Consider the following 26,413-nt stretch of genomic DNA (forward strand, 5'->3'; position numbering starts at 1 on the left):
CGGGTTCTTATGCCTTAGTTGTAAGTGTCTACCATGTCCCCGAACAAGTGTTCACTATGTCCCCGGACCGTACAGGGAAGAGGGACAGGGTGAGGGGGAAACACGCTACTTAGCCGACTTCTCCGCACGCTGACGACGCAGCTCTTTCGGGTCGGCAATCAGTGGACGATAAATCTCCACCCGATCGCCCTCTTTCAACACGTCGCCCAGCTTCACCGGACGGCTGTAAATCCCGACCTTGTTCTTCTCCAGGTCGATATCTCTGCGAAGCTCAAGGATGCCGGACGCGCGGATAGCCGCCTCAACGGTGGCACCCTCTTCCAGCATTACGCGCTGTAAGTACTGCTTCTCCGGCAGCGCGTAGACCACCTCTACAGCAATCTTATGCGACACTGTAAACCTCTTTGGCGCGGGTGGTAAACGCCTGAACCATATTTGACGCCAGCTCTTTAAAGATGCGGCCAAACGCCAGCTCAATTAGCTTATTGGTGAACTCAAAGTCCAGATGGAACTCGATGCGGCAGGCGTCAGCGCTCAGTGGCGTAAACTTCCAGCCACCCATCAAGGTTTTAAATGGACCATCCACCAGATGCATCAAAATACTCTGATTGTTAGTCAGCGTATTGCGGGTGGTGAACGTCTTGCTGATCCCCGCTTTGGAGACATCCACCGCCGCAGTCATCTGCGTCGGGCCAGACTCCAGAACGCGGCTCCCGGTACATCCCGGGATAAACTCTGGATAAGACTGAACATCGTTCACTAACTGATACATTTGTTCCGCGCTGTAAGGAACGAGCGCAGTACGGCTAATCTGAGGCATAGCATTTTCCATGGTCACACAACGGATAAATAATAACATTTATCACCTGTTAAAAAAACGCTAAGCCTCATCTCGTGCTAAGATAGCGCGTTAGACCTCACAGGACGCAATGAGGTGACTTTTTGAAATCAGATTACCGACGGCTTTACGACACTTATGACGAAGAAAAAAGCACATAAACCAGGCTCGGCGACCATTGCGCTCAACAAGCGTGCTCGCCACGAGTATTTCATTGAAGAAGAATTCGAAGCTGGCCTTGCGTTGCAGGGCTGGGAAGTAAAATCGCTGCGCGCCGGGAAAGCCAACATCGGCGACAGCTACGTGATCCTTAAAGATGGCGAAGCCTTCCTGTTCGGCGCGAACTTTACGCCGCTGACCGTCGCCTCGTCGCACTACGTATGTGACCCAACGCGCACGCGCAAATTGCTGCTGAACAAGCGTGAGCTGGAATCCCTCTACGGACGCATCAACCGTGAAGGTTTCACCGTGGTCGCCCTGTCACTGTACTGGAAAAATGCCTGGTGCAAAGTGAAAGTTGGTGTCGCGAAAGGTAAAAAACAGCACGACAAACGTACTGACCTGAAAGAACGTGAGTGGCAGTTGGATAAAGCGCGCATTATGAAAAACGCAGGACGTTGATTCTGCACACTTATTGTACTATTCAATAAGTTAGCGTTCCGGGCTGGTATCCAGGAAGTGAAATCTGGTATACTTAGTTCAACACTATTGGGGCTGATTCTGGATTCGACGGGATTTGCGAAACCCAAGGTGCATGCCGAGGGGCGGTTTGCCTCGTTAAAAGCCGCAAAAAAATAGTCGCAAACGACGAAAACTACGCTTTAGCAGCTTAATAACCTGCTCTGAGCCCTCTCTCCCTAGCTTCCGCTCTTAAGACGGGGATCAAAGAGAGGTCAAACCCAAAAGAGATCGCGTGGAAGCCCTGCCTGGGGTTGAAGCGTTAAAACTAATCAGGCTAGTTCGTTAGTGGCGTGTCTGTCCGCAGCTGGCGTGCGAATGTAAAGACAAACTAAGCATGTAGTACCGAGGATGTAGAAATTTCGGACGCGGGTTCAACTCCCGCCAGCTCCACCAAATAAAACAAGGGGTTACGTTAAAACGTAGCCCCTTTTTCTTTTCCAATGGCGGCAAAATGGCGACATGCTTTTGGACTGGCGACAAAAAACCCGCTTTCAAAGCGGGTTCTTTTTTAAAAATTCATGTGCCCTTGCCCATCCTTTCCCGGATGTGGGGGCGCAGAAGAAATCACATTAGGCTTAATGATATGCCTAACAAATGTTTCATGCGTGACAAAAGTACAACCGCAGTTGATATTTTGGCACTGGTTGTAACGTTCTTTGGTTGTTGCTGATACCTGAAAACTGCTTCTTGTATGAGCTGCCTGGCCGCACTCTGGACAATTCATCATTCCGGTTATCCCACCACTTTTGCCAAAATCACAACAATGATACATCATTACTCAATTTTGAGAACCAATTACTCCATTTCGAGATCATCAATCTTAACTTCAAGCTCCAGAGTCGTAGTGAAACCATTATCTGCACTGACACTATGCGTCAGCGTGGTAATGGTCCATTCGGCATCATCTATCGGCTGTTTAAAGCCGCTCACCTTCGCCGGCATTTCGGTATACAGATCAGCCCTTCCCTCTGCGAGCTGCAGGGAGAAGGTTGCAACCCCGCGCTGCAGACGCTCCCACTGCATCTTTGCCGCTCGCTCTGCATTGCTGCGGTTTGCATAAGTTCTGTTGAGGACCAGCACGTTTTCATCCGTTCCAACCAGGTAATCTCCCTGTTTTGCTTCCGGCTCCTTTGCCACGGTGGTTTTCTTTCGACGGCGTTTTACCTTTGCTGCCTCTTTTTTCTTTGGCTCACGGGTATGGAGCCAGCTGGCAATCACCCCCGTATAGGCATCGCGATCGGCCAGGGTAAAACGATGACCGTCACCGGCCTGGCGGGTTATGGTGATAACCGGCAGCGGCTTACCGCTTGCCGTTCTGCCCTGCCCCTGGCGGATAAACAACAAATTGCCGTCCTTAACTGAGGCTATCGCTCCATACTGCCGCGCCAGCTTCATCAGGAAACTCGCGTCACTCTCGTTGGTCTGGTCAAGATGATCCACAGGCTTGTCCATCAGGTCCTGGCCCAGCGCCATCTTTAATTTATGCCTGGCGGCGATTTCCTTCACGACTTCGCCCACCGTTGTCTGGTGCCAGGACTTTTCACGCCGCGTGTTAAGAGTTTCACGGAAATCTGCGCTACGCGCGCGAATTGTGAGACGGTCAGGCGCGCCGCTGTGCTCAATCTCATCGACAGTAAAGGCCCCTTTCGGAAAAAGTGGCTGACCTTTCCACCCCAGCGCAAACTGAATAATGGCCCCCCGACGTGGCAAAACGATTTGCCCGTCCGAGTCGTCCAGTTCCAGATCAAGCTGGTCCGCTTCGAATCCCCGGTTATCCGTCAGCGTCAGACTCATCAGGCGCGCATCCAGCACGGTAGTCACATCTTTACCTTCAATAATGATGCTGAAACCGGGGGCTTTGCTGTTCAGGTTCAGGAGATCAGAGCTGAAATTCACTGCAGCAACCCTCCAACCGTATTTTTCATACTGCCTATCGCAGAGGTGGCGGAGTCCTGCAAATTACTGAGCTGATCGCTGAGGCTGCCAAACATATCAGACAGCGATTCATCCACCCGCTTGAGGCTCAGCGAAAATTCGATTCGCCGGGGCATACCGCTCTCAAAAAATTCTGTTTTTGTCTGGCTCAGACTCTCGATCACAAACATGCCGTAAATCGTCCCGCTCCCCTCAATCAAAGGCCAGGCTTTCCCCAGCTCCGCCATCTGCTCCAGCGCCAGCAAAGACAGCCTGCCGCCGGTAATCTCCGGCAGCAGGACGCCGGACAGAGTAAGCGAATCGTTATCCGGCCCAAGAAACTGCGTTGTCGGGCGCCGGTTAACCCGGCTGTTGGCAGCGTGCCGCCAGCTGCGCTGATACTGCAGCTCCTGATAGGGCACGGTGCGCAGCATGAATACGTATAACCCCAGCACCATCATCATTATTCGTAACCCCCTCGATCACTGAAATTACTGCGTGTTTTTGCCCTGGCCCTGCGCTCACGCTCATCGAGCTGCCGGGCCACCTCGCGGGCGATATCCTGCGCGCTTTGCCCTGGCTGGGCGACAATATGAATTGGCGCGCTTATCTCGTACTTAATTACCTGCGGCTGTCTCTCTGTCTTTGCCGACGGCGCCGGTTGCGTCCTGACAGGTACACTGTACGGATGAATTGGCGCGGCTTCTGCCGGGGCAGCCGCCAGGCCCATTACGCCAGCGACCACGGAAGCGAACACCTTCTGGCGCATAGCCATCGGGTCAGCCCTGTTATCCGTGATTTCCGTAACTGCCGGTGCTGGCATGACAGCCGCAGCGATATCAGCCAGCTCCGCAGCACGATCCCGACCAGGACGATTTACCGGGCCGTTAACAATCTCAGGCGGCAGTATTAACCTGCTTTCAGGCCGTTGCACCGGGCTGGCTGTTACATCACGAACCGGGCTTACCGTTGCCGCTAGTTTCACCAGCTCAGTAGTACGATTGATTACCGGAAGATTTGCCGGACCGTTCACACTATCAGGCGGCAGAACTATCGCGCGTTCAGGATATTGTTTAGCGCTGGCCGGTTCCGTCCGGGAAGGATTGAGCGTTGCCGCCACCCTTGCCAGATCAGCAGTCCGTTTCCTGCCGGTGACACTGGCGGGCCCGTTAACGATCTCTGGGCCATTCTCACCCACGATGCCGAACTGGCCGCGCGGAATGGTACCGCCGCTGTCGTACATGCCAGCAAAACCCATCGGCGGGAATCCGCCAGGCGGCAGCACCACTTTACCGTCTGTGTTTACCGTGGCTGGTTGCTGCCGCGTGACCTGCTCAGGAAGCTTCGCTTTGGCCGCTTCCTTGCTGACAATGCCAAGTTTTTCAAGCAGCCAGGACACGCCCGATTTAAGCGAATCCAGCGGGTGCATGACCATGTTCAGCCCTGCCGCCAGCGCCTCCCCAAACTGCCGCCCCATCGACGCCGCGCTTTGCAGCTCTGCAGAGGTGGATTTAACCGGCGTCAGCAGATCAGTAAACCAGCCCCACAATGCCTGGACCTTGTCACCTATCCACTGGAAAACAGGCTGCAGTGGCTCAAACGCCGCACTGATAGGCGCAGCTGCAGCTTTGAATCCTTCAACCACTCCGCCTAAAAATGCGCTTATCGGCTGCCAGTATTTCCAGACAACCAGCGCCACGCCAGCCAGCGCCGCCACAACGAGCCCTATCGGACTAAGCAGGGCGCCCAGCAATCCAGAAATCCCGTACAGCGCAACGCGAAGGAGAGCCAGCGGGCCGGACGCCAGAAAACGCAGCACGCCACCGGCTGCGGATAATCCCCCGCGCAACGCGGCCAGCGGATTCATTACCATGCCGATAATGTTGCGAATACCAGACATTCCGCCGCGAAGGACAGCAAGCGGCGCACCGGCCAGCGCTTTCAGCGCGTTGCCAGCCAGCCCGGCAGAACGGCGCAGGGAGTTAAGGGGAGACGCCAGCAATCCGGCGCTGCTGCCGGATGCAGCCAGGCCACGGCGCAACAGGGAAAGCGGCGCATTTGCCAGCCAGGACAGCGCGCCGCCGGTGCGGGTCACTGCAGACATAACGGAGGGGAGTGTTTTTACACCCAACACGGACAGGCCAAAACGGATCACCGCCAGCGGCCCCAGCACGGCAGCCACGGCCACCGCCAGCGTGCCGAGCACAACGGTGATCGCAGCTGTGGCTGCAGCCACTTTCATCAGCGTGCCCGCCAGCTGCGGGTTAGCCTCAACCCATCGACGCAGTGCCCCGGTAACGCTTTTGACGTACCCCATGATATCCATCAGCGGCTGGCGCAGGGTTTCACCCAGGCTACTGAAAGCGTTCTGCGCGCCAGTTTTCACAAGCAACCACTGCGCGGAAAGTGAATCCTTATTGATATCGGATTCTTTCTGCATGGAGCCGTTAGCCTCAGTGCCTGAGGTGAGTTTCAGCTGTCGCTGCAGCTCCGGCAGATTGTTTGCAAGCTTCGCCGCATCATCGCCAAACTCCTTGCCAAATATCATCGTCATGGCGGACAGGCGTTTATCCTGCGGCAGCTTGTTGACCTTCTCCAGCACGCGCTGAATAGTCCCCATTGCGTCCTTTGTCATCTGCTTTTCAATCTCTTCTGGATTGAGTTTCAGCAGATCCATACCTTCCATGAACCGCTTGCTCTTCATGGTTGCAATCGACAGTTCGCGCACCATCGCATTTGATGCGCTGGCGGCAATTTCGGGCGCGGCGCCCAGAGACAGGAAGGTGGAACCCAGCGCGGCCGCCTTTCGGAAATCAAGCCGGTCGGCCACGCCCCCAATGCGCTGCAGCACATTGATGATATCGCCGCCCTTAGACATGGCGTTATCGTCTAGGTAGTTCAGGGCATCGCCAAGCTGTTCAATATTGCGGGTCGGCACTTTATAGAGCTGCGCGATTTTCCCCAGCCCCTCCGCCAGCTCATCAGCGGGCAGCTCGAATGCCGTTGCGGCCTTTGCTGCAGTGGATGCAAAGGCCAGCAGGTCACGCTTCTGGTCTTCGTAAGAATCATTCTGGTTTGTCACGCCCATGCGGGCGCCACCTTCAACCAGCGCGGCATAGTCGATGGCGCCATTCTCCATCGGCAGCTGTTCACTGGCGGCCTTGATGGCATCCTGCATGTCGTAAAACTGTTTTGTGCGGTTGCCGTTGTCGTCCCGCAGCCCGTTAACCTGCTTTGCCACGCCTTTCATCGCATCTTCCATGCTGGCATAGCTTTTAACGGCAGCCATCACCGGCGCGCCCATCGCCAGCCCGGCGGCAGTAGTCGTTGCTCCGGCGCCCGCAATACGATCCCGCACCTCAAGGCGCCGCGAATACTGATCGCGGACGGCGTTCATACGGGCCTGCTGCGCGCCCAGGCGTTTAAGGGATTTCTGCTGTCGGTCCAGCGCCTGCCGGGTTTCGTCGGCATTCTGCCGCAGCTCACGCTGCGCACTGCTCAGCTTTTTGGTGTCCAGCCCGGCCTCATTGAGCGCAAGACGCTGACGCTGCACCGACTGTCGCAGGCCGTTGTATTTGCTCTGCAGCTCGTTAACGCGGTTTTTTGCCTGCTCAAGCAGACGAGCCTGCGCCGCCGTCGGGCGGTTTGTGGCCGAGAACTGCGTGGCAAGCTTCGCCGCTTCTTCGCGTGCGGCTTTCAGACTGTTGCCGGTGACGGCCAGCTGCGCGCTTGCCTTGCGGAAACCGCCAATACGGCCCGCCTGGGCGTCCAGTTCTTTTAATCTTGCGCGGCTTTGCTGAATGGCGGTAGCCAGCTCTTTAGAGCTGGCCTGCGCTGATCGGAATGGGCGGGTGAGCCTATCAACCGCATTAAGAATTACCTGCAAACGCAGATTAGTGTCACTCATCGCTGGCCCCGCTTCTCTGAATCGCTTTATGCCGCCACTCCAGCACTTCGGTCAGCGGCATAACGTCAGTGACTGACGGCGGCCAGTGAAAAATAGTGGCGATATCAGCCACCAGGTCTTCTACCGTCAGGCTGTCGGCAAACCGGCAAGCACCGATTTCTTCAACAAAAAAGTGACCACCTCAACCGACAGCGCGGTGAGATCGGCTGGGTCCATTTCAGCCATTTCCTGAGCGGTCAGCGCGGGCGTGGAGATGCGGGGAATAATCGTCATCATCGCGCCGACGTCCATATCCATGATCGCCTGCAGACGGGTGCCACGCAGCGCGCCGGACTGCGGCTTGCGTAGCACAATTTCGGCAATTTCGGTTTTACCGCGTTTGATTGGGGTGTCCAGCTGTACGGTTTTTTCTGTCAGTTGTTCGCTCATCGTCATTTCCTGTTAACAAGGTACTGGCGCGGCTGCCCGCGCCTTTAAAGTAGATCAGAGGCCCAGGGCGTTGCGGTGCTCTTCCATCAGGTCCACGCCATCAACGATTTCAATCATATTGATCACATCAACCTCATAGAGCACTTCGCCGTTAATGGTCAGCTTCGCGTAGCTGTTGGTGCTGCTGACTTTTGTGGTGTTGCTCTCGCCGGTTTTCCATTCGCCGGAATCGACTTCTTTATGTCGACCGCGCACAACCAGCTCAACGGCCTGCACTTCGCCGGTATCGTCACGCTGAATGGAGCCGGTGAAACGCAGCTGGATGCCGTCAACTGTGGCTTTACCCATCTGTTTGAATAACAGCAGTTCGGTGCCACCGATTGAAAATTCCGTGTCCAGCGCGCCATCATCCAGCCCCAGATCAACATCAGCCGAACCGGGCATACCGCCGCCGCGATACTTTTCAAACTTGCGGCCGAATTTAGGCAGGGTCAGAGACTCAACGATCCCCTGATAGTTGTTCCCGTCGTTAAACAGGTTCAGGTGTTTTAACTTGCGTGGTAAAGCCATATTGTCCCCTTACGCGCTGACCTGGCTGGAGAAATCCAGCAGATACTGATCGGTGATGCGCTGGCGCAGCATCAGGTTTTCCAGAGGCGGTACCGGCGTATAGTCGTAATCGATAGTGAGTTTCCCGGCTTTCAGGGAATCTTTATCGTTTACGGACTCATCCAGCCAGCAGTCGGCGCCGATGATGTAGCCCTGCGTTTTCAGGTTGCGCAGTTTGGCGCGAATACCTTCGATAATGTCGCGGGCCAGCGACGGGTTAAGCGCGCCATCCACCGCCCACATGTGCGCTTCTGCGATGGTGTCAGCCAGTACCTGCGCGGTGCGGGTGTAGTTTTCAAAGGCAAACAGAGGATCGTCACTGAGGCAGCGGGAGCCCCAGAAGCGGAAACCGTCTTTGCGGATCAGCGTGGTGACATCGTTCTGGTTCAACAGCCCCGCATCGGTTGCCGGGTCCTGCAAATCCCAGAACACATCGGCAGAAATGCCGGTGACGCCATTCACGCCCACGTTGGACAGGGATTTATGCCAGCCGGTCTGCTCGTCAATTTTGGCACGCAGACCAAGCGCACGGGCTGAAGCGTAAGCCGTTGCGTCAGCATTCAGCACGGTGTCAAAACTGATGAAATCAGGCCAGATAAGCATCCCCTCGCGCTGGCTGAAATTAGCGCGATAGGCAATAGCCTCCTCCACCGTTTTGCAGCCGTAGGCTGACAGATAAGCAAACCCGCGCAGACTCTGCGCCACGCTCAACAGCTCAGTAGCTACCGCCTGCGTATCGTGCCCTGGCACGCCCAGAATGCGCGGCTTAACGCCGAGCTGGGACTGCGCAGTTAACAGCGCTTTCATGCCTGTTTTTTTACCGTCGGCTGTCACACCGCCAATAATGTTAGAGGTTGTCTCCGCTTCGGTTTCACCCTGTGCAACGCGCACAACTACGGTCACGGGTTTAGCCTGGTCGGCAATTGCATCCAGCGAGCGGGCCAACGTGCCAGATTCGCCTGCTTTACCGCTGGCGGTCAGCACGTCGGTCAGCAGAACAGGCTTATTGAGGGGAAACATGGACGCATCAGCATCATCGCCGGTGCAGACCATGCCCACGATGGCGGTGCTCACCGTGGTGATAGGTCGGGTGCCCTCGTTGATTTCAACAACGCGCACCCCGTGGTGGTAATCCTGAGCCATATGGCAGTCTCTCCGGTTTACAGGGGGTGTGCCTATGTTCTGGTTGATATGCACGCGGCGCACGCGCCAGGCTATGTATAGGGAATGACACAATGGAGGGGTAAAAAAATCCCCGCAGTTGCGGGGATGGGATTAATCTTCGGGAGGTTCAGGCCAGTTAATATCGTGGGCCTGCGATGTATCCACGCGCGTCAGCAATACGCGGTATTTTCGCCAGGCATCATAGCGGCTCTTTTCTTCATCTGTTGCCATATCTAGATCAACAGCATCCTGCAGGGGTTCGATTTTGGCAGCGGCGCTTTTAATGAGTTCTGCTTTTGTTGCTGTAGCTTCGGCAATTACTGCAGCTGCTTTCGCCGCCTCATCTGTTACCCATCGCTCACCGTTCCACTTATCATATGGTGTCGATGGCGGGTATATAGTGGTATCAGCAGGATAATCGCCCGGCACGGTAATTTGCTGCTCCGCCCCGGTTCTGATATTCCAGACGGTTTCACCGCGATGATCCGCCAGATACTCCCATCCGGTCAGTTGACTGTTCCGGCAGACAACATAACCTTTTTTTGCTGCCAGTGGCTTGTCCGTACAGGCATTTGCAGGAATGCTGACGCCCACCGGAATAAACTCCGTTGTTTGTGACAAATAAACCCGCGTCAGACTGTCATAATTAAACACAACAACCTCACCAGCCACGACGGCAAATCCATTTTCTATAACTGCGCTTTGCATTATGCGGCCCTCACGATGTAGTTAAATGCCACGTTGCATGGCGCGGTTTCGTTCTGGCCCTCATCGGATAAATACACGCCACTGCTCCCCGAATAAGCAAAATAAACGGTCGCTGAACTCTTACGATAAGATTCATGAACAGCAGGAGTTTCGCCCCCGTCACCATTACCAAACAATAACGCGTGTGTGTGCTTCCTCAACTTATCAGCAGCATACGATAGAATAGCGCGGCCACTATCCAGCCCCCGCCCATCGTCCCAGCCGCGAATAAACACGCCGCGCAAATCAGGAAGTTTTAGCCCCGGATACGCCTGTGCTAGCTTCGGATACTGCGCAGCAGTAAAGGCTGCACCATTGCACTTCAGCCAGCCAGCGGGAGCTGTAGTAAGAGGCCATGGAACAGGCACACCAACTGGCAAAGCGGAGCCTGCCCCCAGACCAAGGTTATTCAGAAACGCGGAAATATCTGCAATATCTGCGCCATTAGCTGATTTATCCATTTTCCCGGCAAGCGCATTGGTTATGGTGGTGGCAAAGTTCGGATCGTTGCCTAGTGCTTTAGCCAGTTCGTTCAGCGTATCCAGCGCGCCAGGCGATGAGTCCACCAGTACCGCAATCGCTACCTGCACAAAGGCCGTGGTTGCAAGCTGCGTGGAATTATTGCCTGCCTCAGCCGTCGGCGCTTTTGGCGTGCCAATGAATGTCGGACTGGCTTTCGGCGCATACTGCGTATGGGGATCGCTGGCGGCGGTATGCTTTGCCATCAAATCATCCACATACACCTTCAACTCCAGCACCTTGTCATCCACGTATTTGCGGGTTGCCAGCACCACTGCGGGGTCAATTTTCAGGGTGATATTATCGGTACTGCTGGTAATCAGCACCATGCGCACGGTCTGCGTGCGTCCGCTCCCCTCCGCCAGCTGCGGCTTGTAGCTCTCAGGGCAATTGCCGACGGCAATCAGCGCGCCGGTTTCATCGAACAGACCGACCTCACGAATCCACCAACCGCCCTCAGTTTCGGGGATCACCTGCTCAGCAATAATCTGGCTGCTGTTCTGCGGATCGATATACAGCATATTCAATGCCGCACGGCGCTTTTCAGCAACCAGCGCTGTCTGCTGCGCGCTGGGCGTTGGTAACACGCCGCCACCGTCGCCCACCGCCATCTGGGTAATTTTCAACGGCACACCGAGCGCGGCGGCGCTTGCCAGTTTCGCCGCGCCGATATCCGTCAGCAGGGTATAAAATTTTGCGCTCATGGGTTCACTCTCATTGTGTCAATAACATGGACCGCCCCGCCCTCGTAGGCAGAACCACCAGAAATGATGGTTTCGTTGATATACGGGTAAATCGTGATTTCTTCGCCGCTGTAAGTGGCAGCCCCCACAAAATTGGGTCCGCTCGTCTGCAGATTTATGGACATGCCGATCAGATGCCTGCTGCAGGGTTTGGCGTCACCGATGAGGCGCTCCAGCTCCAGATAGGTTTCCTCTGTTATGCCCTGGTCCTGCACCCCAATATCCAAGCGAAACGTGCCCGGCGCCTCGCCTGTCTGCCACCATTCAATGATGCGGATCAGAAAGCCGAACGGCTCCACGACACGCCGGACAGCGCTGGTTGTGCCCTTATGCTGATGGATATAGAACGCATCCTGCACCACGCGGCGCTTCACGCTCTCCGCCCATCCTTCGTCCCAGCGATCAACCGAAAAGGCCCACGCCAGATACGGCAGAAACTTGACCGGGCATGTTGCCGGGTTCCATAAATCCCGCAGCGGCACTTGCAGATCGGAAATGCCGCTGCAGGTCTGAGCAAGACGGCGCTCAAGCGGCGATGAACCCGGAGGAAGCAGACTATTCATCCGTTCCCCCGTTGGTTACGCTCCATTCCGTACATGAAGCGGCTTGTGTCTTATCCAGCACCACATCAGCGAGCGGCGAGGCCAGCTCAACACGCTGCACACCCTCAACGTGCAGCGCGGCATAAATAGCACTGCGGCGAATATCGCGCCCCAGCCTCGTCTGGCTGGCGATATATTTCTGCAGGCTGGCCTTTGCCGCCTCCATCACCGGCTCAGCTTCTGGCCCCGGGTAAAGAAAGATCGTTGCATCCACGCTGTACGGAATAATTTCAGCGCTGCGCACCGTCAGACGGTCAGCAACCGGCCTCACGTTCTCACTGTTAAGCGCCTGTTCAACCACCGCCAGCAGGTCCGCCGCTGCCGTTCCGTCGCCCTCACGGCTCAGTACGGTAAGCACCACCTCCGCCGGTGCCGGGCTGGTTGCGCTGGCGTCAGCGACTCGCCCGTCCGTGCTTTTAGCGTGAAACTCATAAGCCGCCGTTGGCCCCGCAACGGACAGCCCCTCAAATGCAGCAGGAACACGCAGGCGCAACGCCTCGTCACTTTCCATTACCGCTGCGACCGGCGGTACCGCGTCGTTATCTGCAGGTGTAACCGTCAGCCGCTTCACGTTGTAGTTGGCCGCCATCTGATCGAGATCGCCGCCCATGGCATAAGCCACCATTACCGCCTGCGCCGCCTCGTTGATACGCTGGCGCAGCAGGATTTCCCGGTACGTGTTTTCCTGCAGTTGTTTGGTGATGGGTTCAGATTCCAGCTCAAGCGTGCGCCGCACCGCGTCCTGTTCATCTGCCGGATACAGGGCCACAAAGGCGGCCTTACGCTTAGCCAGCAGGGATTCAAAGTCCGGCACGTCAACGATTTGCGGCGCGGGGAGCTGGGAAAGGTCAATGACTGCCATTGTCTGCTCCTGTTGATACCGAAAGAGATACAGGCGCTCCGTTATTGCGCTTCCCGGTTAGCTCAACCACCATGGAGCCGTCAAAGCTGCTGTTGATGGTGATGGAATCCAGCGTAAGCCGAGGCTCCCAGCGACTCAGCGATACGTAAACAGCCGCCATAATCTGCAGGCGCAGCGCCGGGTTCTGGGGCTGGTCAATCAATGCTGACAGCAGGGAACCATATTCCCGGCGGGCTATACGGCTTCCCTGGGGAGTCAGCAGAATATCCCTGACCGACTGCCGCAAATGGTCCGCATCAGAAATGGCTTTGCCATTGTCCTGATTCATACCGATATACAGCGTCATACAGGACCTCCCGATGTATCGCCGCCGGACTTAACGCCGGTATGACCGTGTTTATCGACTACGATCCCGTTAGAACTCATGGCGCCGCCGCCCTGGGTGACGCCACCATTGATCATCACTTCGCTGTTTATGCGCGTGTTGCTTGCTTCCACCACAAATTCCCCCGTTTTCAGGGTTATGTTATCTGCAGCCTCGATCACCATGGATTTGATGCCCCGCACATGCCAGCGGCCGGTGGCTGGTTCATATTCAAACCAGCCACCGTCCGGGTATTCCGTTACGCATCCGTCCACGGAGTCCGACGGCGGCGCGAACTGGTTGGAATAGATCGCAGGTAAGGCAAAAGCGGTTTCCAGATTGCCGCCCATACTCAGCACCACCACCTGCTCATCCGGCGACGGGCACCACCATGTACGGGCACCACCTGCGCGAAGTGTCAGCCAGTTAATCCAGTTGGTTTCAAGCTCGCCCACTTTCACCCGGCACAGCCAGTTTTCCCGGTCCACTTCGGTTACGGTGCCGGTGCGGATCAGGTTGGTGATAAGGCGCATGATTTCTGTAAGTTGTGCGTTCATGTCGTTATACTGTCAACACATAGGCAGCTTCGATAGATTGCGGACTTGTGCTATAAATGGCACAAAGCTTAATTAAACGAACGAGTAGAGATCATGAATTTAGAACCTGACGAATGCAAAAAAGTATTATTCGCTCTAGAATCCAGAACTAAAAAATCAAAAATTGCAACCTACTCCATCATTCTTCTTTCGTTATTTATGGTGGTTTCATTTTTCTCCAGCTTTTTGTATTATCACAATCAAGAAAAGAAATCAGGAAGTCTTCAAGACTTGATTACAATCATTGAAAAAACTAATTCCGCGATCAAATCGTTAAGTGACCTTAATCAAGAAATAACGGATAACAAGTCAGGAGTAAAACGCAGCGATATTACCCCAACAGTTAGCAACAAACCTGCTGAAAGTACTATTAAGGAAGCAATTGCTGTTGCTGCGCCGTACCTCATATTCTTCACAGCAATTATGTTTATCGGTTACACACTTAGACTCTTAATTATTTTCATAAAATACAATATGCAAATGACTAATGATTATGAAAATCAAACAATTTCGTTTTTACTTTCCAAAGGTTCCACTTCTGAATTCAAAGACCTAATTCAAACCCTTAGAAGTCATAATATAAATTTTGAAAAAACGCCCAACCTCCCTCAAGAAAAACTAATTTATGAGTTAATAGATTTGGCCCGATCAAACAAAAATAAAAACTAACCAGCCAGCCAGAGCAGCAAAATATCGCGTGTCAGCGTCTCCACCTCATCGTTAACACCCAGCAGGCGGCGTTCTGCGTAACGGACCTCCGGCCCTTTTCGGCTGACGCGATCACGTAAACCGTAATGGTGAACACGGGCGATGCGCTGGACTTTCCCATCAAACTGCACACTGGCAGAGTCCGCAGTGGCTGCGGTTTTCAGGTATTTAGTGGTGCGCAATTTGGCGAACATCTGGCGCTTGATGCGCCCCTTTTTACTTCTGGCCGTCACCCGGCGCGCCTCAAAGGCGGTGCCGTCTGGATTGCGCTGCAGCCTGATGTTTTGCTGTTGCGACCGGCGCAGCTCCTGCGCCAGTTGTCGCATCATACGGTTGCGGGCTGCCGGTTCCAGATTCGCCAGCAGGGCCGCCAGCCAGTCATCCACCCTCTGCAGGTCATCCACGTTTCACCGTCCACATTTCTTCGGGTACGTCGGGTTCCGGCACCGCTTCAACGCTCGATACGGTGCCGTCAGTGTTTACAATCACGCGCTCCGTGAGCTGCAGATTGAGGCTGATATCACACAGATCGTTGCTCAGGATATCGACGTCAAAGGTAAAAAGTTTTTCGCGCAGCTCCGGGTTGTTGATAGCGTCCGGTTGATTTGTCATTAACCAGAGCAGCACGGGCGCCATCACTAAATTCTGGTTGTCGCTAAAGTCTTCAATCACCACGTTCAGGGTGTAGCGATATTCCCATGACATTGAACGGGCGCCGGTTGCGACCAGCGAACCGTTATCAACAAAAAGGTGCAGTTTGTCCGGGTTATCACGGACATACGCCACCGATTTATTCAGGGCGTTGCGTAAGGACTGCGGTTTGTTCACTGTCTCGCTCCTGACACGCTATGATCGTGTCCACTTTGTCGGCACATACCGCCCAGGCGGCCTCAGTCTCATCCAGCACCTGGTTCAAATCCCCATTACTGCGCGGCGCTGACCTGTCCAGGCGGCATTGCGTCACTTTTGGACAACCACTCACGGTAAGCTGCACCTCCGGCGAGGGCCGGGCGGTCCCGCAGCCGGATAATGTCAGCAGGCAAAGGAGTGTCAGCCCAGCGGCGTAAATCCTCGTTTTCACGTTTTAGCTCCTCGATCCGGCGCTGGCGGCTCCGCAACAGCGCGGAAGTCTCCTCCGCTGCAGCATAAAGTTGCATCTGCGCCCGGCTGTTGGTTTCAGTAAGAATGGACAGGCTGATGAGCTGGCTGTTTTTCTTCGCCAGCTCCTGCTTGTTATTTTTAAGCGCCTCAGCCTGCGTCCCGATGGTGTGACCGGCATTGTTAAGCCGCCATGACTGCCAGCCCAGCAATGCCAGCACCAGAACCAGGATCACCGCCAGCGCGCGCGTCATGCCCCTGCCCCTTTAAGACACCAGGCAAGCTCACGGGCGCGCCTGTTTTCTAGCCCTTTACTCCTTTGACCATTTACATAAATCCAGCGGGGGAGCTGGTTGCACGCCTGCCACCATTGCTGGCGATTGATGTAAGAAACCATAGTTGACCGGCAGATTGCCCCCGTTCCGACATTAAAGCCGATACTGATCAGGGCATCGTAAACATGCCGAGGTGGCTTAACCTGCAGGCAGGCTTCAATCCTTTTTTCCGTCAGCAACACGTTATTAATCAGCCCCTGCGCGGCCTGTCGCTCCGTTATGGTTTTGCCCGGCACTACCCCGGACGTATTGCCGATCCCGTCAGTCCAGACTCCGGCGCTGCACTGGTACGGCTGCAGGCGGCACCCTTCGAAATCAGCAATCAGTTTCAGCCCCTCGACGGAGGTATGAAGCGACTGAAAGCCCGGCAGCGTAGCGGCAATCGCCAGCACCGCTCCGACCAGGCAACGCTTAACGATTGAAGGACTCATATTCCCCCCTGGATATTCTGCCGTCACGCAGCAGCTGGTAGGCTTTCCAGCGTAAATAACAGGTCACCGCTGCAGTAATAATCCCCAGCGCAAGACCGGTAATGGTCGATACATCTTTAAGAGACAAATCGCCGAGCCATGCCAGAAGCAGGGCAACGCAGTAAGTGATAAAGGCGCTGATTCGTTCAAGCGTCATAGTTCAGTCCCATAACTGGACAGTCTGCGCAGTGGTTGACGCCGTAATGTCCGGCAGCTCCACCTGCAGCCCGTGCGGTAAAAAGGGGCCATATTCAGCCAGCCCCGGATTCGCCTGCAGCACCTGTTCAGTGACTCCCTGCGTGCGCCCGTAATGGCGCCAGCAGAGTGCGTCCACCGTGTCATACTGATGCGCACGCACTTTCATCAAATCAGCTCCACCGTCATATGCGGCATATCGCGCAGGCGGGACTCCGCCCAGCGCACATCGCGCCACAGCTCGCCTAAGGTTGTTTCGATATCTTCAGCTTTCTTGCTTCCGTCGCCGGTTGCGTCAAAATCACGATAGCGCTCAACCAGGTTTGCTTTTGCCCAGCAAAACACCGCACGGCGATACAGCATGAGCCGCTGGCTTTCGCCGTCGATCACATCAGCAGGGACGTCGGCCAGGCTCGCATACCCCTGCGCCCGTTGTTTCTCACGGAACTCATAAAGATCGGCGTTAACTTCAGCAATCGCTGTCAGCAACGCCAGACGCAGGCGTGGATCGGTGACACTCCCATCCATGCGCATATCACGGCGGAACTCTGAAACCCTGACATCAGGCCAGAAACTGGTGTTTTTAATAACGTCCTGGGTACTTTCCCCGGCCTGTTCCGGCGAAACGAATTGCATATTTCTGGCACTCCCAAATAGTTGGGCGGTGGACGGGGTTTTGACGCGGCATAAAGCCTGTCGCCACCCCGTGCCGCCCCGCGCGTTGGCACGATTGGTTAAGCCGACATTGCCTGTCGCAATCGGCTTTCAAGCTTGTTGATTTCGGTTTTGACGCCAGAACTGTTATCCAGCTGCAGGGCACGCTTCAGATGGTTAAGTGCCGCCACTGCCTGATCGTTATCCCGCAGCGCGTAGCCCATCGCCTTATGAAGTCGGGCGCGGGACTGATCCGGCATATCCTGACCTTCAACGATATCGAGCACCTGGGTAAGAATGGCGGCACTGAATGATTCACCGGCAGAAAAAGCGCGCATTGCCGCGTCGGCAAACTCTTCCGCAACAGCGGTCCCGCAGGTCCGGTTGAATCGCTGCGGCAGGACCCAGCCGTGTTTAATGGCATGGCGGGCAATGTCCAGCGCGCCGGTATAGTCTCCGGCATCAATGCGCCAGATCATGACGTACATCGCCACGTCGTCCTGGCCTGACGCGTCAGCATCCAGTAAACCGGCAATCCATGAGGCATAAGCGGGAAGAAACTCACGTTTGAGCTGAGCCTTGCGCTCATTTGACTGGACGGTTTTAAGGCGCCTGCGGTGTTCTGTCAGCTGTAACAGCATCTGGTTGTAGCCCGTCAGGCTGGCATTACTGCCGCCCTGCCGGGCGGCATCCTGTGCCTGTACATACTGAGTGTGAGCACGGAACGGATTCATTTATCACGCTCCGGCGCCAGCACCGCCAGCTGCCTGCGCATCAAGCGCGCCTTTCACCGCTGCCGTGACGATTTCCTGGATGGTTTCAGTTGTCAGCGCTGGGCTGGCATTGCCACCTGCCTGCACGGGCAACAGTTCGATGTTCTCAACCAGGCAAACGCCGTCGTAATCTTCGACAACATACGCCTCGTTAACGGACTCGAAGTTCTCCACGCGGTCACGCTTCGGATTGTCGATGACCGAACGGCGGCGGGAGCCTGATTGCCAGTAAATAGACAGGTTATCCAGGCGGGTGATCAGCATGCCATTCGCCGGGAAGAACGGCGCACGAACGGCCGGGAGGTTGCCGATACGCTTCTGGCTGACGATAAGATCCGCCGCCAGCGTTTCGCTGTTTGGCTGGTCACGGTTGACGATCGGGAAATATTTATCCGCCAGCAACTGGCGCCCGACGATAACCACAAGCTCCGTATCGTCCTGATACCACGGCGCGATTTTCTCATTCACGGCGCCCATAACCAGCGCGTCCAGATTCAGGAAATCACCGCCTTTACCGACACGGATAGTCTGAGAAATAACCTCGCCTTCGGACACGATCTTATCCATCACCTGAACGGGTTTCTCCTGGCGGATTTTTTCCAGCCAGCCGATATTCACATCCTGCAGCAGTGGATAGGTCGCGCGGTCTGACGTTTTTTCACGCTTCACGCCGTTGAAGCCGATCATGATGCGGTCAAGCGCCTGGCGGGTAATGATGGCGTCACGGATGCGCGTCTGGAAGTCCTGGAATTTGGCCCATAAATCCAGTTTCGCATAGGGCAGCGCCGTATCAGAGTTGGTCTGGGTACACTTGTACCCTTCACCGTCGATGTAAGTCGGATCAACGGGTTCACGGTCTTTCTGGGTGGTATCAGTATTTCCGGCAATACTGGAACCAATACCCAGCCCCAGACGCTCGCCGGACTGCTCATCAACCGGGATAATGTTGATTTTCTTCAGGAACGAGGAAGACTCCTGGATTTTCTTTTCCAGCGTCTGCGCCACTGACGGCTCAGCCGTATATTTCGAGGCGATATCGCTCACAGATACGCCGTTGAGTTTGGCGAGCTGCGTCAGATAGCCGTTGAATTTAAAACGTGTCTCTTTTTTCATTGTGCTTTTGCTCCGTCAGCAATCGGTGGTTTGTTCTGCGCCGTTATTGCCGGTCGCATTAGGGCGGCGTTCGCTGCGGCTGTCCTGAGTGGAAAGCTGCTCACGCAGGGTGAAGAGTGCGCTGGTTGTCTCATCAACAACCTTTTGCATATCGCTCAGCTTGTTACTGAAATCGGTCTGATGGGTGCTGACCTGCTCCGCCAGCGTCTGATGCTCACGCGCGATGGTTTCGACAGCCTGATTCACATCAGCAAAGCGGGCGTTATCATCGGCGCCTTTGCGGGACAGCAGCTCTTTCACGCGGGTAAACAGGCTGGTTTTTTCCGGCACGTCCTCAAACTCGATCAGCGTTTCAAGAGCAGCGGTAAACAGGTTGTCTTTGTCCAGCTTGCGGCGCGCCAGGGGGTTATGTTCTGCGCTGGCGCTGAACTGCAGCATTTCAGTGCCGAGGCTTGCCGGATCGTCAGTAACCGCCAGACCAACCAGATAAGCGGAGCCGGTATCGGCAAAGCTGGTGTTAACTTCCATTGAGGTGAAAAGCTTCTGCCAGTTACCGGTCATGGTGACCAGATCGTCCGTCGGGGCAATCCAGCCATACAGCGCCATCTTCCCGGACAAAGCCCCTTCGGTGATTTCTTCCGCTTCCAGCTTTTCAACCATGCCAAAACGACGGAAAGGCCCATCAGGGGTGAAGCCCTTGATGTGTTCCATATTGATCAGCGCGGTGTATACCTGCGGGTTATAGCTCGTTGCCATCTGGGTGAGCCATTCACGCTCAATAACGCGCCCGTCAGTAGTGGCCCCTTCGACCCCAATACGAAAACGCTTAGATTTTTTTGCCATCGGTCCGGCTCCGGTTAGTTAGTTCGTAACACGTTCAGAGCCTTATGTTTGCGGTGATAGGCGCGTGTAAACAACGCGTTGGGCTTGTGCGAACTCCCACACAATGCGAAGCCGGGGAAAGTGCTGATTTGAGGCCGTATGTTTGTGCCATGACAACACTGACTCCCGCAGACCTCGATCCCCGTCGTCAGGCAATGCTGATGTACTTTCAGGGATACCGCGTAGCCCGCATTGCTGAAATGCTGGGCGAGAAAGTTGCAACCGTTCACAGCTGGAAAAAACGCGATAAGTGGGGCGAATATGGTCCACTGGATCAGATGCAGCTCACCACCGCCGCACGTTACTGCCAGCTCGTCATGAAGGAGCAGAAGGAAGGAAAGGACTTTAAAGAAATTGACCTGCTGGCGCGTCAGTCAGAACGACAGGCCAGGATCGGCAAATTTAACAACGGCGGGAATGAAGCAGACCTGAATCCCAACGTAGCGAACCGCAATAAAGGCCCGCGCAAGCCGCCGGAAAAAAACCTGTTTACCGACGAGCAGATCGAAAAGCTGGAAGATATTTTCCGTGCCGGTATGTTCGAGTACCAGCGCCACTGGTGGGATGCTGGCATCAAGCACCGTATTCGCAACATCTTAAAGTCACGCCAGATCGGTGCAACCTACTATTTCGCCCGTGAAGCGTTGATAGACGCGCTCACCACGGGGAGAAATCAAATCTTTCTGTCAGCGAGTAAAGCTCAGGCACACATTTTTAAACAGTACATCATCGACTTTGCAAAAGAGGTGGACGTTGAACTGAAAGGCGATCCGATGGTGCTGCCTAACGGCGCGTGTCTTTACTTCCTCGGTACAAATGCCCGTACCGCGCAGAGCTATCACGGCAATCTGTATCTTGATGAGTATTTCTGGATACCGAAATTCCAAGAGCTGCGCAAGGTGGCCTCCGGTATGGCGCTGCACAAAAAATGGCGTCAGACCTATTTCTCTACCCCTTCCAGCCTGACGCACAGCGCCTACCCGTTCTGGTCCGGCGCCCTGTTCAATAAAGGGCGCCCGAAAGCCGACAGGGTAGAATTTGACATTTCTCACAGTAGCCTGGCGCACGGCCTTTTATGCCCTGACGGCCAGTACCGCCAGATAGTCACCATTGAAGATGCCGTAAACGGCGGGTGTAACCTTTTCGACCTTGACCAGCTGCGCCTGGAGTACAGCCCGGACGAATATAACAACCTGCTGATGTGTCAGTTCGTTGACGACCTGGCGTCAGTGTTCCCGCTGGCCTTGCTGCAGTCCTGCATGGTTGACAGCTGGGATGTGTGGGACGATTTCGAACCGCTTTTAATGCGTCCGTTTGCATACCACCCTGTCTGGATCGGCTATGACCCGGCAAAAGGAACTCAGAACGGTGACAGCGCCGGTTGCGTGGTCATTGCGCCTCCGGTCGTCCCCGGCGGTAAATTCCGTATCCTTGAGCGTCACCAGTGGCGCGGGATGGACTTCCGCGCCCAGGCCTCAGCGATTGAGGAAATCACCAGACGCTACAACGTGACCTACATCGGCATTGACTCGACCGGCGTTGGCGATGGCGTTTACAAAACGGTTAAGCAGTTCTTCCCTGCCGCGCGTGAGTTTGTTTACAACCCGACCGTAAAAAATGCCCTGGTGCTTAAAGCCTACGACATCATCAGCGGGCGCCGTCTGGAGTTTGACGCGGGAATGCTGGATATCGCGCAGTCCTTTATGTCCATTCGCCGTTCAACCACTGCCAGCGGCAACCGGCCAACCTACGAAGCAGCCCGCACAGAGGAAGCCAGCCACGCGGATTTAGCCTGGGCAACCATGCACGCACTTTATAACGAACCACTGGCAGGAGCCTCCGCCAGTACCAGCAACATCGTGGAGATTTTTTAATGGCTAACCGCAAAAACCGCAGCAAGGCACCGCGCAGCAAGACCGCCGCCGATACGGCCAACATGGTCAGCAATGCACATGCGGAGGCGTTTACGTTTGGCGATCCGATCCCCGTTATGGACCGCCGGGAATTATTTGATTACCTGGAGTGCGTGCAGGTGGACCGCTGGTACGAACCACCGATCAGCATGGATGGCCTGGCGCGGACTTACCGCGCCGCTGTACATCACTCCAGCGCCATTCAGGTAAAACGCAATATTCTTACCAGTACCTTCATCCCTCACCGCTGGCTGTCTAAACAAGCCTTTTCCCGGTTCGCCCAGGACTTTCTGGTATTTGGTAACGCCTACCTTGAAAAACGCATGAATCGGTTAGGGCAGATCATGGAGCTGCGCGCCTCGCTTGCCAAATATACCCGTCGTGGCATTGACCCGGACACCTACTGGTTTGCACAGTATGGCTACAACTCACAGCCCTATCAGTTCAATGAGGGAAGCGTGTTTCACCTGATGGAACCCGACGTTAACCAGGAGCTTTACGGAATGCCGGAATACCTCTCCGCCATTCCCTCCGCCCTGCTGAATGAATCGGCCACGCTCTTTCGCCGTAAATACTACCTTAACGGTAGCCATGCTGGTTTCATCATGTACATGAGCGACCCCGCCGCCGATCAGAAAGACGTGGACAACATACGCGAAGCACTTAAAAAATCGAAAGGGCCAGGCAACTTCCGCAACCTATTTATGTACAGCCCGAACGGCAAGAAAGACGGCATTCAGATCATCCCGCTGTCAGAAGTCGCAGCGAAAGACGAGTTTCTTAACATCAAGAATGTGAGCCGTGATGACATGCTGGCAGCTCACCGCGTACCGCCGCAGCTGATGGGGATTATTCCAACGAATACGGGCGGTTTTGGTGATGTAGAAAAGGCAAGTAATGTTTTCGTTCGTAACGAATTGATACCACTTCAAGAGCGCATGAAAGAGATAAACGAATGGATTGGTGAAGAAACAATTAAATTCCAACGGTATGATTTAGAAGGGAATTAACAATTATATATTGGGCGTTTTAACTCAACGCCCAGCTATCTTATCTCTTTCAAATTGAAGGGTTAAGATAATCCCCAATCTCATCGCCCATTAAGCTTATATATTCTACGCGCCACTGATCCATTCTTCGTAAAGCATACAGGGTGAATTCGGTATCGGGCACAGGATTGCATGACATTAAAGCGATTAGTTCGCTTTCAGATGGGTCACCATGATAAGTAGTAAACAGAGTGTGTACATGCTCTACAGCCTGCTCAGCCTCTAGCCTTGCCTCAGGTCCACCGTCAATCGCGTCATAAACCAAGTGGATATTTAATTCGTAAGGAATACCTTCTTCCAGATCGACAAATCGATCTTCACCCAAATCGAAGAAGACACCTATCAAAAAATTAGAATGCTGACTGATTATCTTCGCCAGCTCTTTCTCAAATCTAAATTTTTTGGTATCAAAAGCTCGTAGCCTACTTTCAAAGACATCTGGGAATGCAGGTCGCCCATATCGAGCTGCAAGCCATTGTTTTAAACCCTGTTTTTCTTCTGGCGATATGGAATAAGAAGGATCACATTCTGAACATGTGAATCTTTCTTTATCTATACGAAGCTTATGATCATGCTTCAATTCGATAGCATTTAAGTTAGCATCCGAAGCATTTTCAAAATGTAAATGCAAAATTCTTGGATGTTTGGCTCGGGTAAAGTTGCTGGCCCCTTTTAATAAAGGGCCAGCTATAAGCTCGATTTTGGGTTCCGAAGCACTCTGTAGATCACAGTCATGACTGATTACGACAACTTTAACGCGTACATCCCCTTCGGCAATTAATCCGAGGGAAACCGCATCTTCATGTCTAAGAATTTGGCCTTGGCGCCAAGTTGTACCAGAGTCAATCATAAACTACTTTTTACTCCCTCACTCCTGAGCCTGGGATAGAAACTGATGACATCCAACCATCTGTAGGTGAAGCTTTACTACCTGTCAGATTTGCTTTAACACCAGCGCCTTTAAGATTACGAGCTTCTTCAATCAAGGTATTTACTGATTGTTGCCAATTATCGCCTCTCTTTATCAAATCAATGATAGAGAAGCCGTCAAAAGCTTTCATCTTAGCCATCAGTTTCGCATTTAAAATGCCTGCTTCATTAAAACGATCTGACAATCGGCTCAACTCAATGATATAGCTAGCCTTTTCCATGTCATCAGGCTGACTTTCACCTGATAACCATTTGTAGAGTGCCTGCCTAGTAATACCTAAATCTTTTGCAAGTTCCGACATAGAGGGAGCAAGCGTGTTTCTGACGTTGTTCAAATGGTCAGATATCGTTCTGACGTCAACAATATCATTTTCAACATCACCGTCAGTTTCAGATCTTGACAACCCGAACTGAACCTTAGGCTGTACATAGCCACGCCACTGGTTAACATCTTTAACAGAAAAATTCGATCCTGTACTACTTAAGAATAAAGATGATGCAACTATAAACGCCGCACCAGCAAAAGGTGCAAAGCCGGGTGTCTCATAGTTACTACCAGTCATGGATTGACGCATATCACACCTCCTCGGCGTTATGCCCACTTGTCAATAGCATACTGAGATATCATTTTATTAAACGTACCTTTTACCACACTATGAAGAGAAGTGAATTGTTTCTCAATCAAATCAATAGCAGGTGGCAGGTTACCTTCCACATAATGATCAGTATCGATAATACCATGCCAAAGAACATGTTCAGTTCTAAAGCGCTGAATCATATCAACACCAATTGGAACCATGTCGGGTGGGAATCCAAGTTGACCATGCATTTTGTGCAAACGTGTAACTAAGAAACCATTTTCAATTACTGGTCCAACTTTGGTTTGGAAGACTAATTCGTTGACAGACTGAATTTGATTTAACTCTAAATCGATACCATGCAAGCCTTCACAGAGGTATTGTTCAATAGTTTCACCATTTTCCGGCAATACAGCATCCAAGTATCTAAGGCCCAAACGAGTAACCAAAGCTGGCTTAGGATGTTCCAACACAACCGCCAAACCCTTCATTAACTCTTTAATAAACGGTTGGTGTGTATCGTATTCTGTTGTATGAAATGTGATGAAATCGTTTCCTAAAACAAACCCTGAGGTACGTTTCAAGTCCGACATATACCATTGCTGGACCATCTCAAATGCGGGTTGAGCCGGTTCAGTAGGAGTATTAAATTCAAACTTCAGCTGCGTAGACTCTCGGCTCTCGAAGAGAGGATAGCCTTGCAAACGTAACGCATCCTGTATGTCATCTACATACTTTTTCATCGCCTTTACAGGCGTAAACTTTATCTGCGCTAACACATAATATACGGGTGCATTGGACATACGAACGTTGTCACTCATGTCGCCCTCCTAATCATATCTATTAATAACTATCAACTGTAGATAGTTTACATGTTGGTTGACACTTTAACCACTACTAAGTTCACTCATAGCAATTTATGCCTAGCCATTTTTGTAAATCAGGGCATAAGCGCGCGCTCGTAGCCCCGCCACGCCTGCCCGCTTTATGGGGGGGTTTTCATGCACCTGCATGACATAAGCAAAAGCCCGCCAGTTCTGGCAGGCCTCAGCAAAAACGATCATCTAACGATCATGCGTTTTCATGCAGCATAGACATGCACAACGGCACTAACGCCTCGCATCGCTCGTTGTTCAACCTTGCTAGCATCAGAATCAAGTCCTAACGCCAGCAACGTTCCTATGCCTAACTGGGGAGATCCATGGATCGGTTGTACTCATGAGTACGGATTTTCGCCATCAACTCATCAGTCAGCTCCGAAACCCACTGGATAGCCAGCCGCTTTTCTTCATCATCGCACTCACTGGCCGCTACAAGCTTCACAAAAAAATCAATGCGCTGGAGTTTCAACGACTCCAAAAAATAGTCCTGCATTTTCCCCTCCAATCAAAACAGCTGTATATAAACACAGTATAAAATTACCCATCAAATGTAAATTGTTTTTTCTATGTTTCAAACAGATGGCTCAAGTGCGATGCTTTACAAGAGACAACGGAATGAGGAAAAAATCGATGCGTAAAGCATGTATTGAACTTATGGCAGGAACTAACGCTGCCTGCCTGGTTGCAGGTGAACTAGGCACTGGCCGCTGCCTTTACTTGGTTGTAGTGATGGAAGACATATTTGGTAAACCTACAACAGAACAATGGCTAAAATCCTTAAGGCTCTGCGAGGCCAAGGCGGCTGAACTGAAGTATGAAGTTGCCCGCATTCGCGGTAAGAGTCTGGCTGGCTTGTAAC

General features: G+C 53.5%; 35 protein-coding genes, 1 other RNA gene and 1 pseudogene. 6 read left to right on the forward strand and 31 right to left on the reverse strand.

Annotated features, from left to right (window positions below; all coding sequences use genetic code 11):
* Positions 1–105 precede the first annotated feature (105 nt).
* Both IM314_RS20975 and IM314_RS20980 read right to left on the reverse strand, forming a co-directional pair.
* Positions 106–393 carry an RnfH family protein gene (locus IM314_RS20975; protein WP_060572341.1) on the reverse strand — a complete coding sequence of 96 codons (288 nt, stop codon included), beginning with the start codon at positions 391–393 and terminating at the stop codon, positions 106–108.
* Complete coding sequence (locus tag IM314_RS20980; protein ID WP_008502504.1) at positions 383–820, reverse strand: type II toxin-antitoxin system RatA family toxin; 438 nt, start codon at positions 818–820, stop codon at positions 383–385. Before IM314_RS20980 ends, IM314_RS20975 begins: the two co-directional genes overlap by 11 nt.
* A gap of 156 nt (positions 821–976) precedes the next feature.
* Between IM314_RS20980 and smpB the strand changes: the two genes are divergently transcribed.
* Both smpB and ssrA read left to right on the forward strand, forming a co-directional pair.
* On the forward strand, positions 977–1,459 hold the full coding sequence (gene smpB, locus IM314_RS20985) for an SsrA-binding protein SmpB (RefSeq protein WP_008502505.1): 483 nt from the start codon (positions 977–979) through the stop codon (positions 1,457–1,459).
* An 89-nt stretch (positions 1,460–1,548) separates the two neighbouring features.
* Positions 1,549–1,912: a transfer-messenger RNA gene (gene ssrA / locus IM314_RS20990) on the forward strand.
* A 115-nt stretch (positions 1,913–2,027) separates the two neighbouring features.
* Here ssrA and IM314_RS20995 read toward each other — a convergent pair.
* From IM314_RS20995 to IM314_RS21060, 14 genes and pseudogenes are all read right to left on the reverse strand, one after another.
* The gene (locus IM314_RS20995; protein WP_045334934.1) at positions 2,028–2,246 is read right to left on the reverse strand and encodes an ogr/Delta-like zinc finger family protein; all 219 of its coding nucleotides are present in this window, start codon (positions 2,244–2,246) and stop codon (positions 2,028–2,030) included.
* Between the two features lie 68 nt (positions 2,247–2,314).
* Positions 2,315–3,415 carry a phage late control D family protein gene (locus IM314_RS21000; protein ID WP_193358363.1) on the reverse strand — a complete coding sequence of 367 codons (1,101 nt, stop codon included), beginning with the start codon at positions 3,413–3,415 and terminating at the stop codon, positions 2,315–2,317.
* Positions 3,412–3,897, reverse strand: coding sequence for a phage tail protein (locus IM314_RS21005; protein WP_039025530.1), 486 nt, complete (start codon positions 3,895–3,897; stop codon positions 3,412–3,414). Before IM314_RS21005 ends, IM314_RS21000 begins: the two co-directional genes overlap by 4 nt.
* Positions 3,898–4,544: 647 nt before the next feature.
* Positions 4,545–7,340 (reverse strand): annotated as a pseudogene (locus IM314_RS21010) (phage tail tape measure protein); the annotation flags it as partial.
* Positions 7,333–7,452, reverse strand: a complete 120-nt coding sequence (locus IM314_RS21015) for a GpE family phage tail protein (protein WP_007848878.1) — start codon at positions 7,450–7,452, stop codon at positions 7,333–7,335. The pseudogene IM314_RS21010 and the gene IM314_RS21015, both read right to left, overlap by 8 nt.
* Before the next feature lie 14 nt (positions 7,453–7,466).
* Entirely contained in the window at positions 7,467–7,769 is a 303-nt protein-coding gene (locus tag IM314_RS21020; protein WP_007848877.1) for a phage tail assembly protein, read from the reverse strand.
* Positions 7,770–7,823: 54 nt separating this feature from the next.
* The gene (locus IM314_RS21025) at positions 7,824–8,339 is read right to left on the reverse strand and encodes a phage major tail tube protein (RefSeq protein WP_007848874.1); all 516 of its coding nucleotides are present in this window, start codon (positions 8,337–8,339) and stop codon (positions 7,824–7,826) included.
* A 9-nt stretch (positions 8,340–8,348) separates the two neighbouring features.
* On the reverse strand, positions 8,349–9,521 hold the full coding sequence (locus IM314_RS21030; RefSeq protein ID WP_193358365.1) for a phage tail sheath protein: 1,173 nt from the start codon (positions 9,519–9,521) through the stop codon (positions 8,349–8,351).
* A 132-nt stretch (positions 9,522–9,653) separates the two neighbouring features.
* Complete coding sequence (locus IM314_RS21035; protein WP_193358366.1) at positions 9,654–10,250, reverse strand: tail fiber assembly protein; 597 nt, start codon at positions 10,248–10,250, stop codon at positions 9,654–9,656.
* Positions 10,250–11,512: a phage tail protein gene (locus tag IM314_RS21040; protein ID WP_193358367.1), complete on the reverse strand. Its 1,263-nt coding sequence runs from the start codon at positions 11,510–11,512 to the stop codon at positions 10,250–10,252. The genes IM314_RS21035 and IM314_RS21040 overlap by 1 nt, the downstream gene beginning before the upstream one ends.
* Complete coding sequence (locus IM314_RS21045; RefSeq protein ID WP_047749059.1) at positions 11,509–12,114, reverse strand: phage tail protein I; 606 nt, start codon at positions 12,112–12,114, stop codon at positions 11,509–11,511. Before IM314_RS21045 ends, IM314_RS21040 begins: the two co-directional genes overlap by 4 nt.
* A complete protein-coding gene (locus IM314_RS21050; RefSeq protein ID WP_029741007.1) occupies positions 12,107–13,015 on the reverse strand; it encodes a baseplate assembly protein in 909 nt (302 codons plus the stop codon). The genes IM314_RS21045 and IM314_RS21050 overlap by 8 nt, the downstream gene beginning before the upstream one ends.
* The gene (locus tag IM314_RS21055; RefSeq protein WP_029741006.1) at positions 13,002–13,361 is read right to left on the reverse strand and encodes a GPW/gp25 family protein; all 360 of its coding nucleotides are present in this window, start codon (positions 13,359–13,361) and stop codon (positions 13,002–13,004) included. The genes IM314_RS21050 and IM314_RS21055 overlap by 14 nt, the downstream gene beginning before the upstream one ends.
* A complete protein-coding gene (locus tag IM314_RS21060) occupies positions 13,358–13,936 on the reverse strand; it encodes a phage baseplate assembly protein V (RefSeq protein WP_193358368.1) in 579 nt (192 codons plus the stop codon). The genes IM314_RS21055 and IM314_RS21060 overlap by 4 nt, the downstream gene beginning before the upstream one ends.
* Before the next feature lie 93 nt (positions 13,937–14,029).
* On the opposite strand from IM314_RS21060, the gene IM314_RS21065 reads away from it, so the two are divergent.
* Entirely contained in the window at positions 14,030–14,644 is a 615-nt protein-coding gene (locus IM314_RS21065; RefSeq protein ID WP_193358369.1) for a hypothetical protein, read from the forward strand.
* On the opposite strand, the gene IM314_RS21070 is transcribed toward IM314_RS21065, so the two are convergent.
* The 11 genes from IM314_RS21070 to IM314_RS21115 all read right to left on the reverse strand — a co-directional run bounded on the left by IM314_RS21070 (position 14,641) and on the right by IM314_RS21115 (position 20,164).
* Positions 14,641–15,087 (reverse strand): phage virion morphogenesis protein, encoded by a 447-nt coding sequence (locus IM314_RS21070; RefSeq protein ID WP_193358370.1) that lies wholly within the window; start codon positions 15,085–15,087, stop codon positions 14,641–14,643. The two genes, IM314_RS21065 and IM314_RS21070, sit on opposite strands and share 4 nt — an antisense overlap.
* A complete protein-coding gene (locus IM314_RS21075; protein WP_193358371.1) occupies positions 15,080–15,511 on the reverse strand; it encodes a phage tail protein in 432 nt (143 codons plus the stop codon). Before IM314_RS21075 ends, IM314_RS21070 begins: the two co-directional genes overlap by 8 nt.
* A complete protein-coding gene (lysC, locus tag IM314_RS22025) occupies positions 15,474–15,722 on the reverse strand; it encodes an Rz1-like lysis system protein LysC (RefSeq protein WP_227008561.1) in 249 nt (82 codons plus the stop codon). Before lysC ends, IM314_RS21075 begins: the two co-directional genes overlap by 38 nt.
* Positions 15,607–16,035 carry an Rz-like lysis system protein LysB gene (lysB, locus tag IM314_RS21080; protein WP_193358372.1) on the reverse strand — a complete coding sequence of 143 codons (429 nt, stop codon included), beginning with the start codon at positions 16,033–16,035 and terminating at the stop codon, positions 15,607–15,609. The genes lysC and lysB overlap by 116 nt, the downstream gene beginning before the upstream one ends.
* Complete coding sequence (locus IM314_RS21085) at positions 16,032–16,547, reverse strand: lysozyme (protein ID WP_193358373.1); 516 nt, start codon at positions 16,545–16,547, stop codon at positions 16,032–16,034. Before IM314_RS21085 ends, lysB begins: the two co-directional genes overlap by 4 nt.
* Complete coding sequence (locus IM314_RS21090; RefSeq protein ID WP_014884902.1) at positions 16,528–16,743, reverse strand: hypothetical protein; 216 nt, start codon at positions 16,741–16,743, stop codon at positions 16,528–16,530. Before IM314_RS21090 ends, IM314_RS21085 begins: the two co-directional genes overlap by 20 nt.
* Positions 16,744–16,746: 3 nt before the next feature.
* Entirely contained in the window at positions 16,747–16,950 is a 204-nt protein-coding gene (locus IM314_RS21095; RefSeq protein WP_000868184.1) for a tail protein X, read from the reverse strand.
* Positions 16,950–17,417: a head completion/stabilization protein gene (locus IM314_RS21100; protein WP_014884903.1), complete on the reverse strand. Its 468-nt coding sequence runs from the start codon at positions 17,415–17,417 to the stop codon at positions 16,950–16,952. Before IM314_RS21100 ends, IM314_RS21095 begins: the two co-directional genes overlap by 1 nt.
* Before the next feature lie 98 nt (positions 17,418–17,515).
* Positions 17,516–18,169 carry a phage terminase small subunit gene (gpM, locus tag IM314_RS21105; protein ID WP_006777754.1) on the reverse strand — a complete coding sequence of 218 codons (654 nt, stop codon included), beginning with the start codon at positions 18,167–18,169 and terminating at the stop codon, positions 17,516–17,518.
* A gap of 3 nt (positions 18,170–18,172) precedes the next feature.
* Positions 18,173–19,321, reverse strand: coding sequence for a phage major capsid protein, P2 family (locus IM314_RS21110; RefSeq protein ID WP_193358374.1), 1,149 nt, complete (start codon positions 19,319–19,321; stop codon positions 18,173–18,175).
* Between the two features lie 15 nt (positions 19,322–19,336).
* On the reverse strand, positions 19,337–20,164 hold the full coding sequence (locus tag IM314_RS21115) for a GPO family capsid scaffolding protein (RefSeq protein ID WP_193358375.1): 828 nt from the start codon (positions 20,162–20,164) through the stop codon (positions 19,337–19,339).
* Between the two features lie 149 nt (positions 20,165–20,313).
* On the opposite strand from IM314_RS21115, the gene IM314_RS21120 reads away from it, so the two are divergent.
* Both IM314_RS21120 and IM314_RS21125 read left to right on the forward strand, forming a co-directional pair.
* Positions 20,314–22,077 carry a terminase ATPase subunit family protein gene (locus IM314_RS21120; protein WP_193358376.1) on the forward strand — a complete coding sequence of 588 codons (1,764 nt, stop codon included), beginning with the start codon at positions 20,314–20,316 and terminating at the stop codon, positions 22,075–22,077.
* On the forward strand, positions 22,077–23,126 hold the full coding sequence (locus tag IM314_RS21125) for a phage portal protein (RefSeq protein WP_193358377.1): 1,050 nt from the start codon (positions 22,077–22,079) through the stop codon (positions 23,124–23,126). The genes IM314_RS21120 and IM314_RS21125 overlap by 1 nt, the downstream gene beginning before the upstream one ends.
* A 49-nt stretch (positions 23,127–23,175) precedes the next feature.
* Here the strand turns inward: IM314_RS21125 and IM314_RS21130 are convergent, their stop codons facing one another.
* The 4 genes from IM314_RS21130 to IM314_RS21145 all read right to left on the reverse strand — a co-directional run bounded on the left by IM314_RS21130 (position 23,176) and on the right by IM314_RS21145 (position 26,047).
* The gene (locus IM314_RS21130; protein ID WP_193358378.1) at positions 23,176–24,015 is read right to left on the reverse strand and encodes a hypothetical protein; all 840 of its coding nucleotides are present in this window, start codon (positions 24,013–24,015) and stop codon (positions 23,176–23,178) included.
* Positions 24,016–24,025: 10 nt separating this feature from the next.
* A complete protein-coding gene (locus IM314_RS21135) occupies positions 24,026–24,670 on the reverse strand; it encodes a helix-turn-helix domain-containing protein (protein WP_032707276.1) in 645 nt (214 codons plus the stop codon).
* A gap of 17 nt (positions 24,671–24,687) precedes the next feature.
* The gene (locus tag IM314_RS21140) at positions 24,688–25,494 is read right to left on the reverse strand and encodes a TIGR04255 family protein (RefSeq protein ID WP_193358379.1); all 807 of its coding nucleotides are present in this window, start codon (positions 25,492–25,494) and stop codon (positions 24,688–24,690) included.
* Between the two features lie 364 nt (positions 25,495–25,858).
* Entirely contained in the window at positions 25,859–26,047 is a 189-nt protein-coding gene (locus IM314_RS21145; protein WP_001749760.1) for a hypothetical protein, read from the reverse strand.
* A gap of 137 nt (positions 26,048–26,184) precedes the next feature.
* Between IM314_RS21145 and IM314_RS21150 the strand changes: the two genes are divergently transcribed.
* Positions 26,185–26,412 (forward strand): hypothetical protein, encoded by a 228-nt coding sequence (locus IM314_RS21150; protein WP_001749759.1) that lies wholly within the window; start codon positions 26,185–26,187, stop codon positions 26,410–26,412.
* The last annotated feature ends 1 nt before the right edge of the window (position 26,413 follow it).

The organism is Enterobacter cloacae complex sp. P42RS (assembly GCF_014930595.1).
GTDB classification, from domain to species: domain Bacteria; phylum Pseudomonadota; class Gammaproteobacteria; order Enterobacterales; family Enterobacteriaceae; genus Enterobacter; species Enterobacter bugandensis.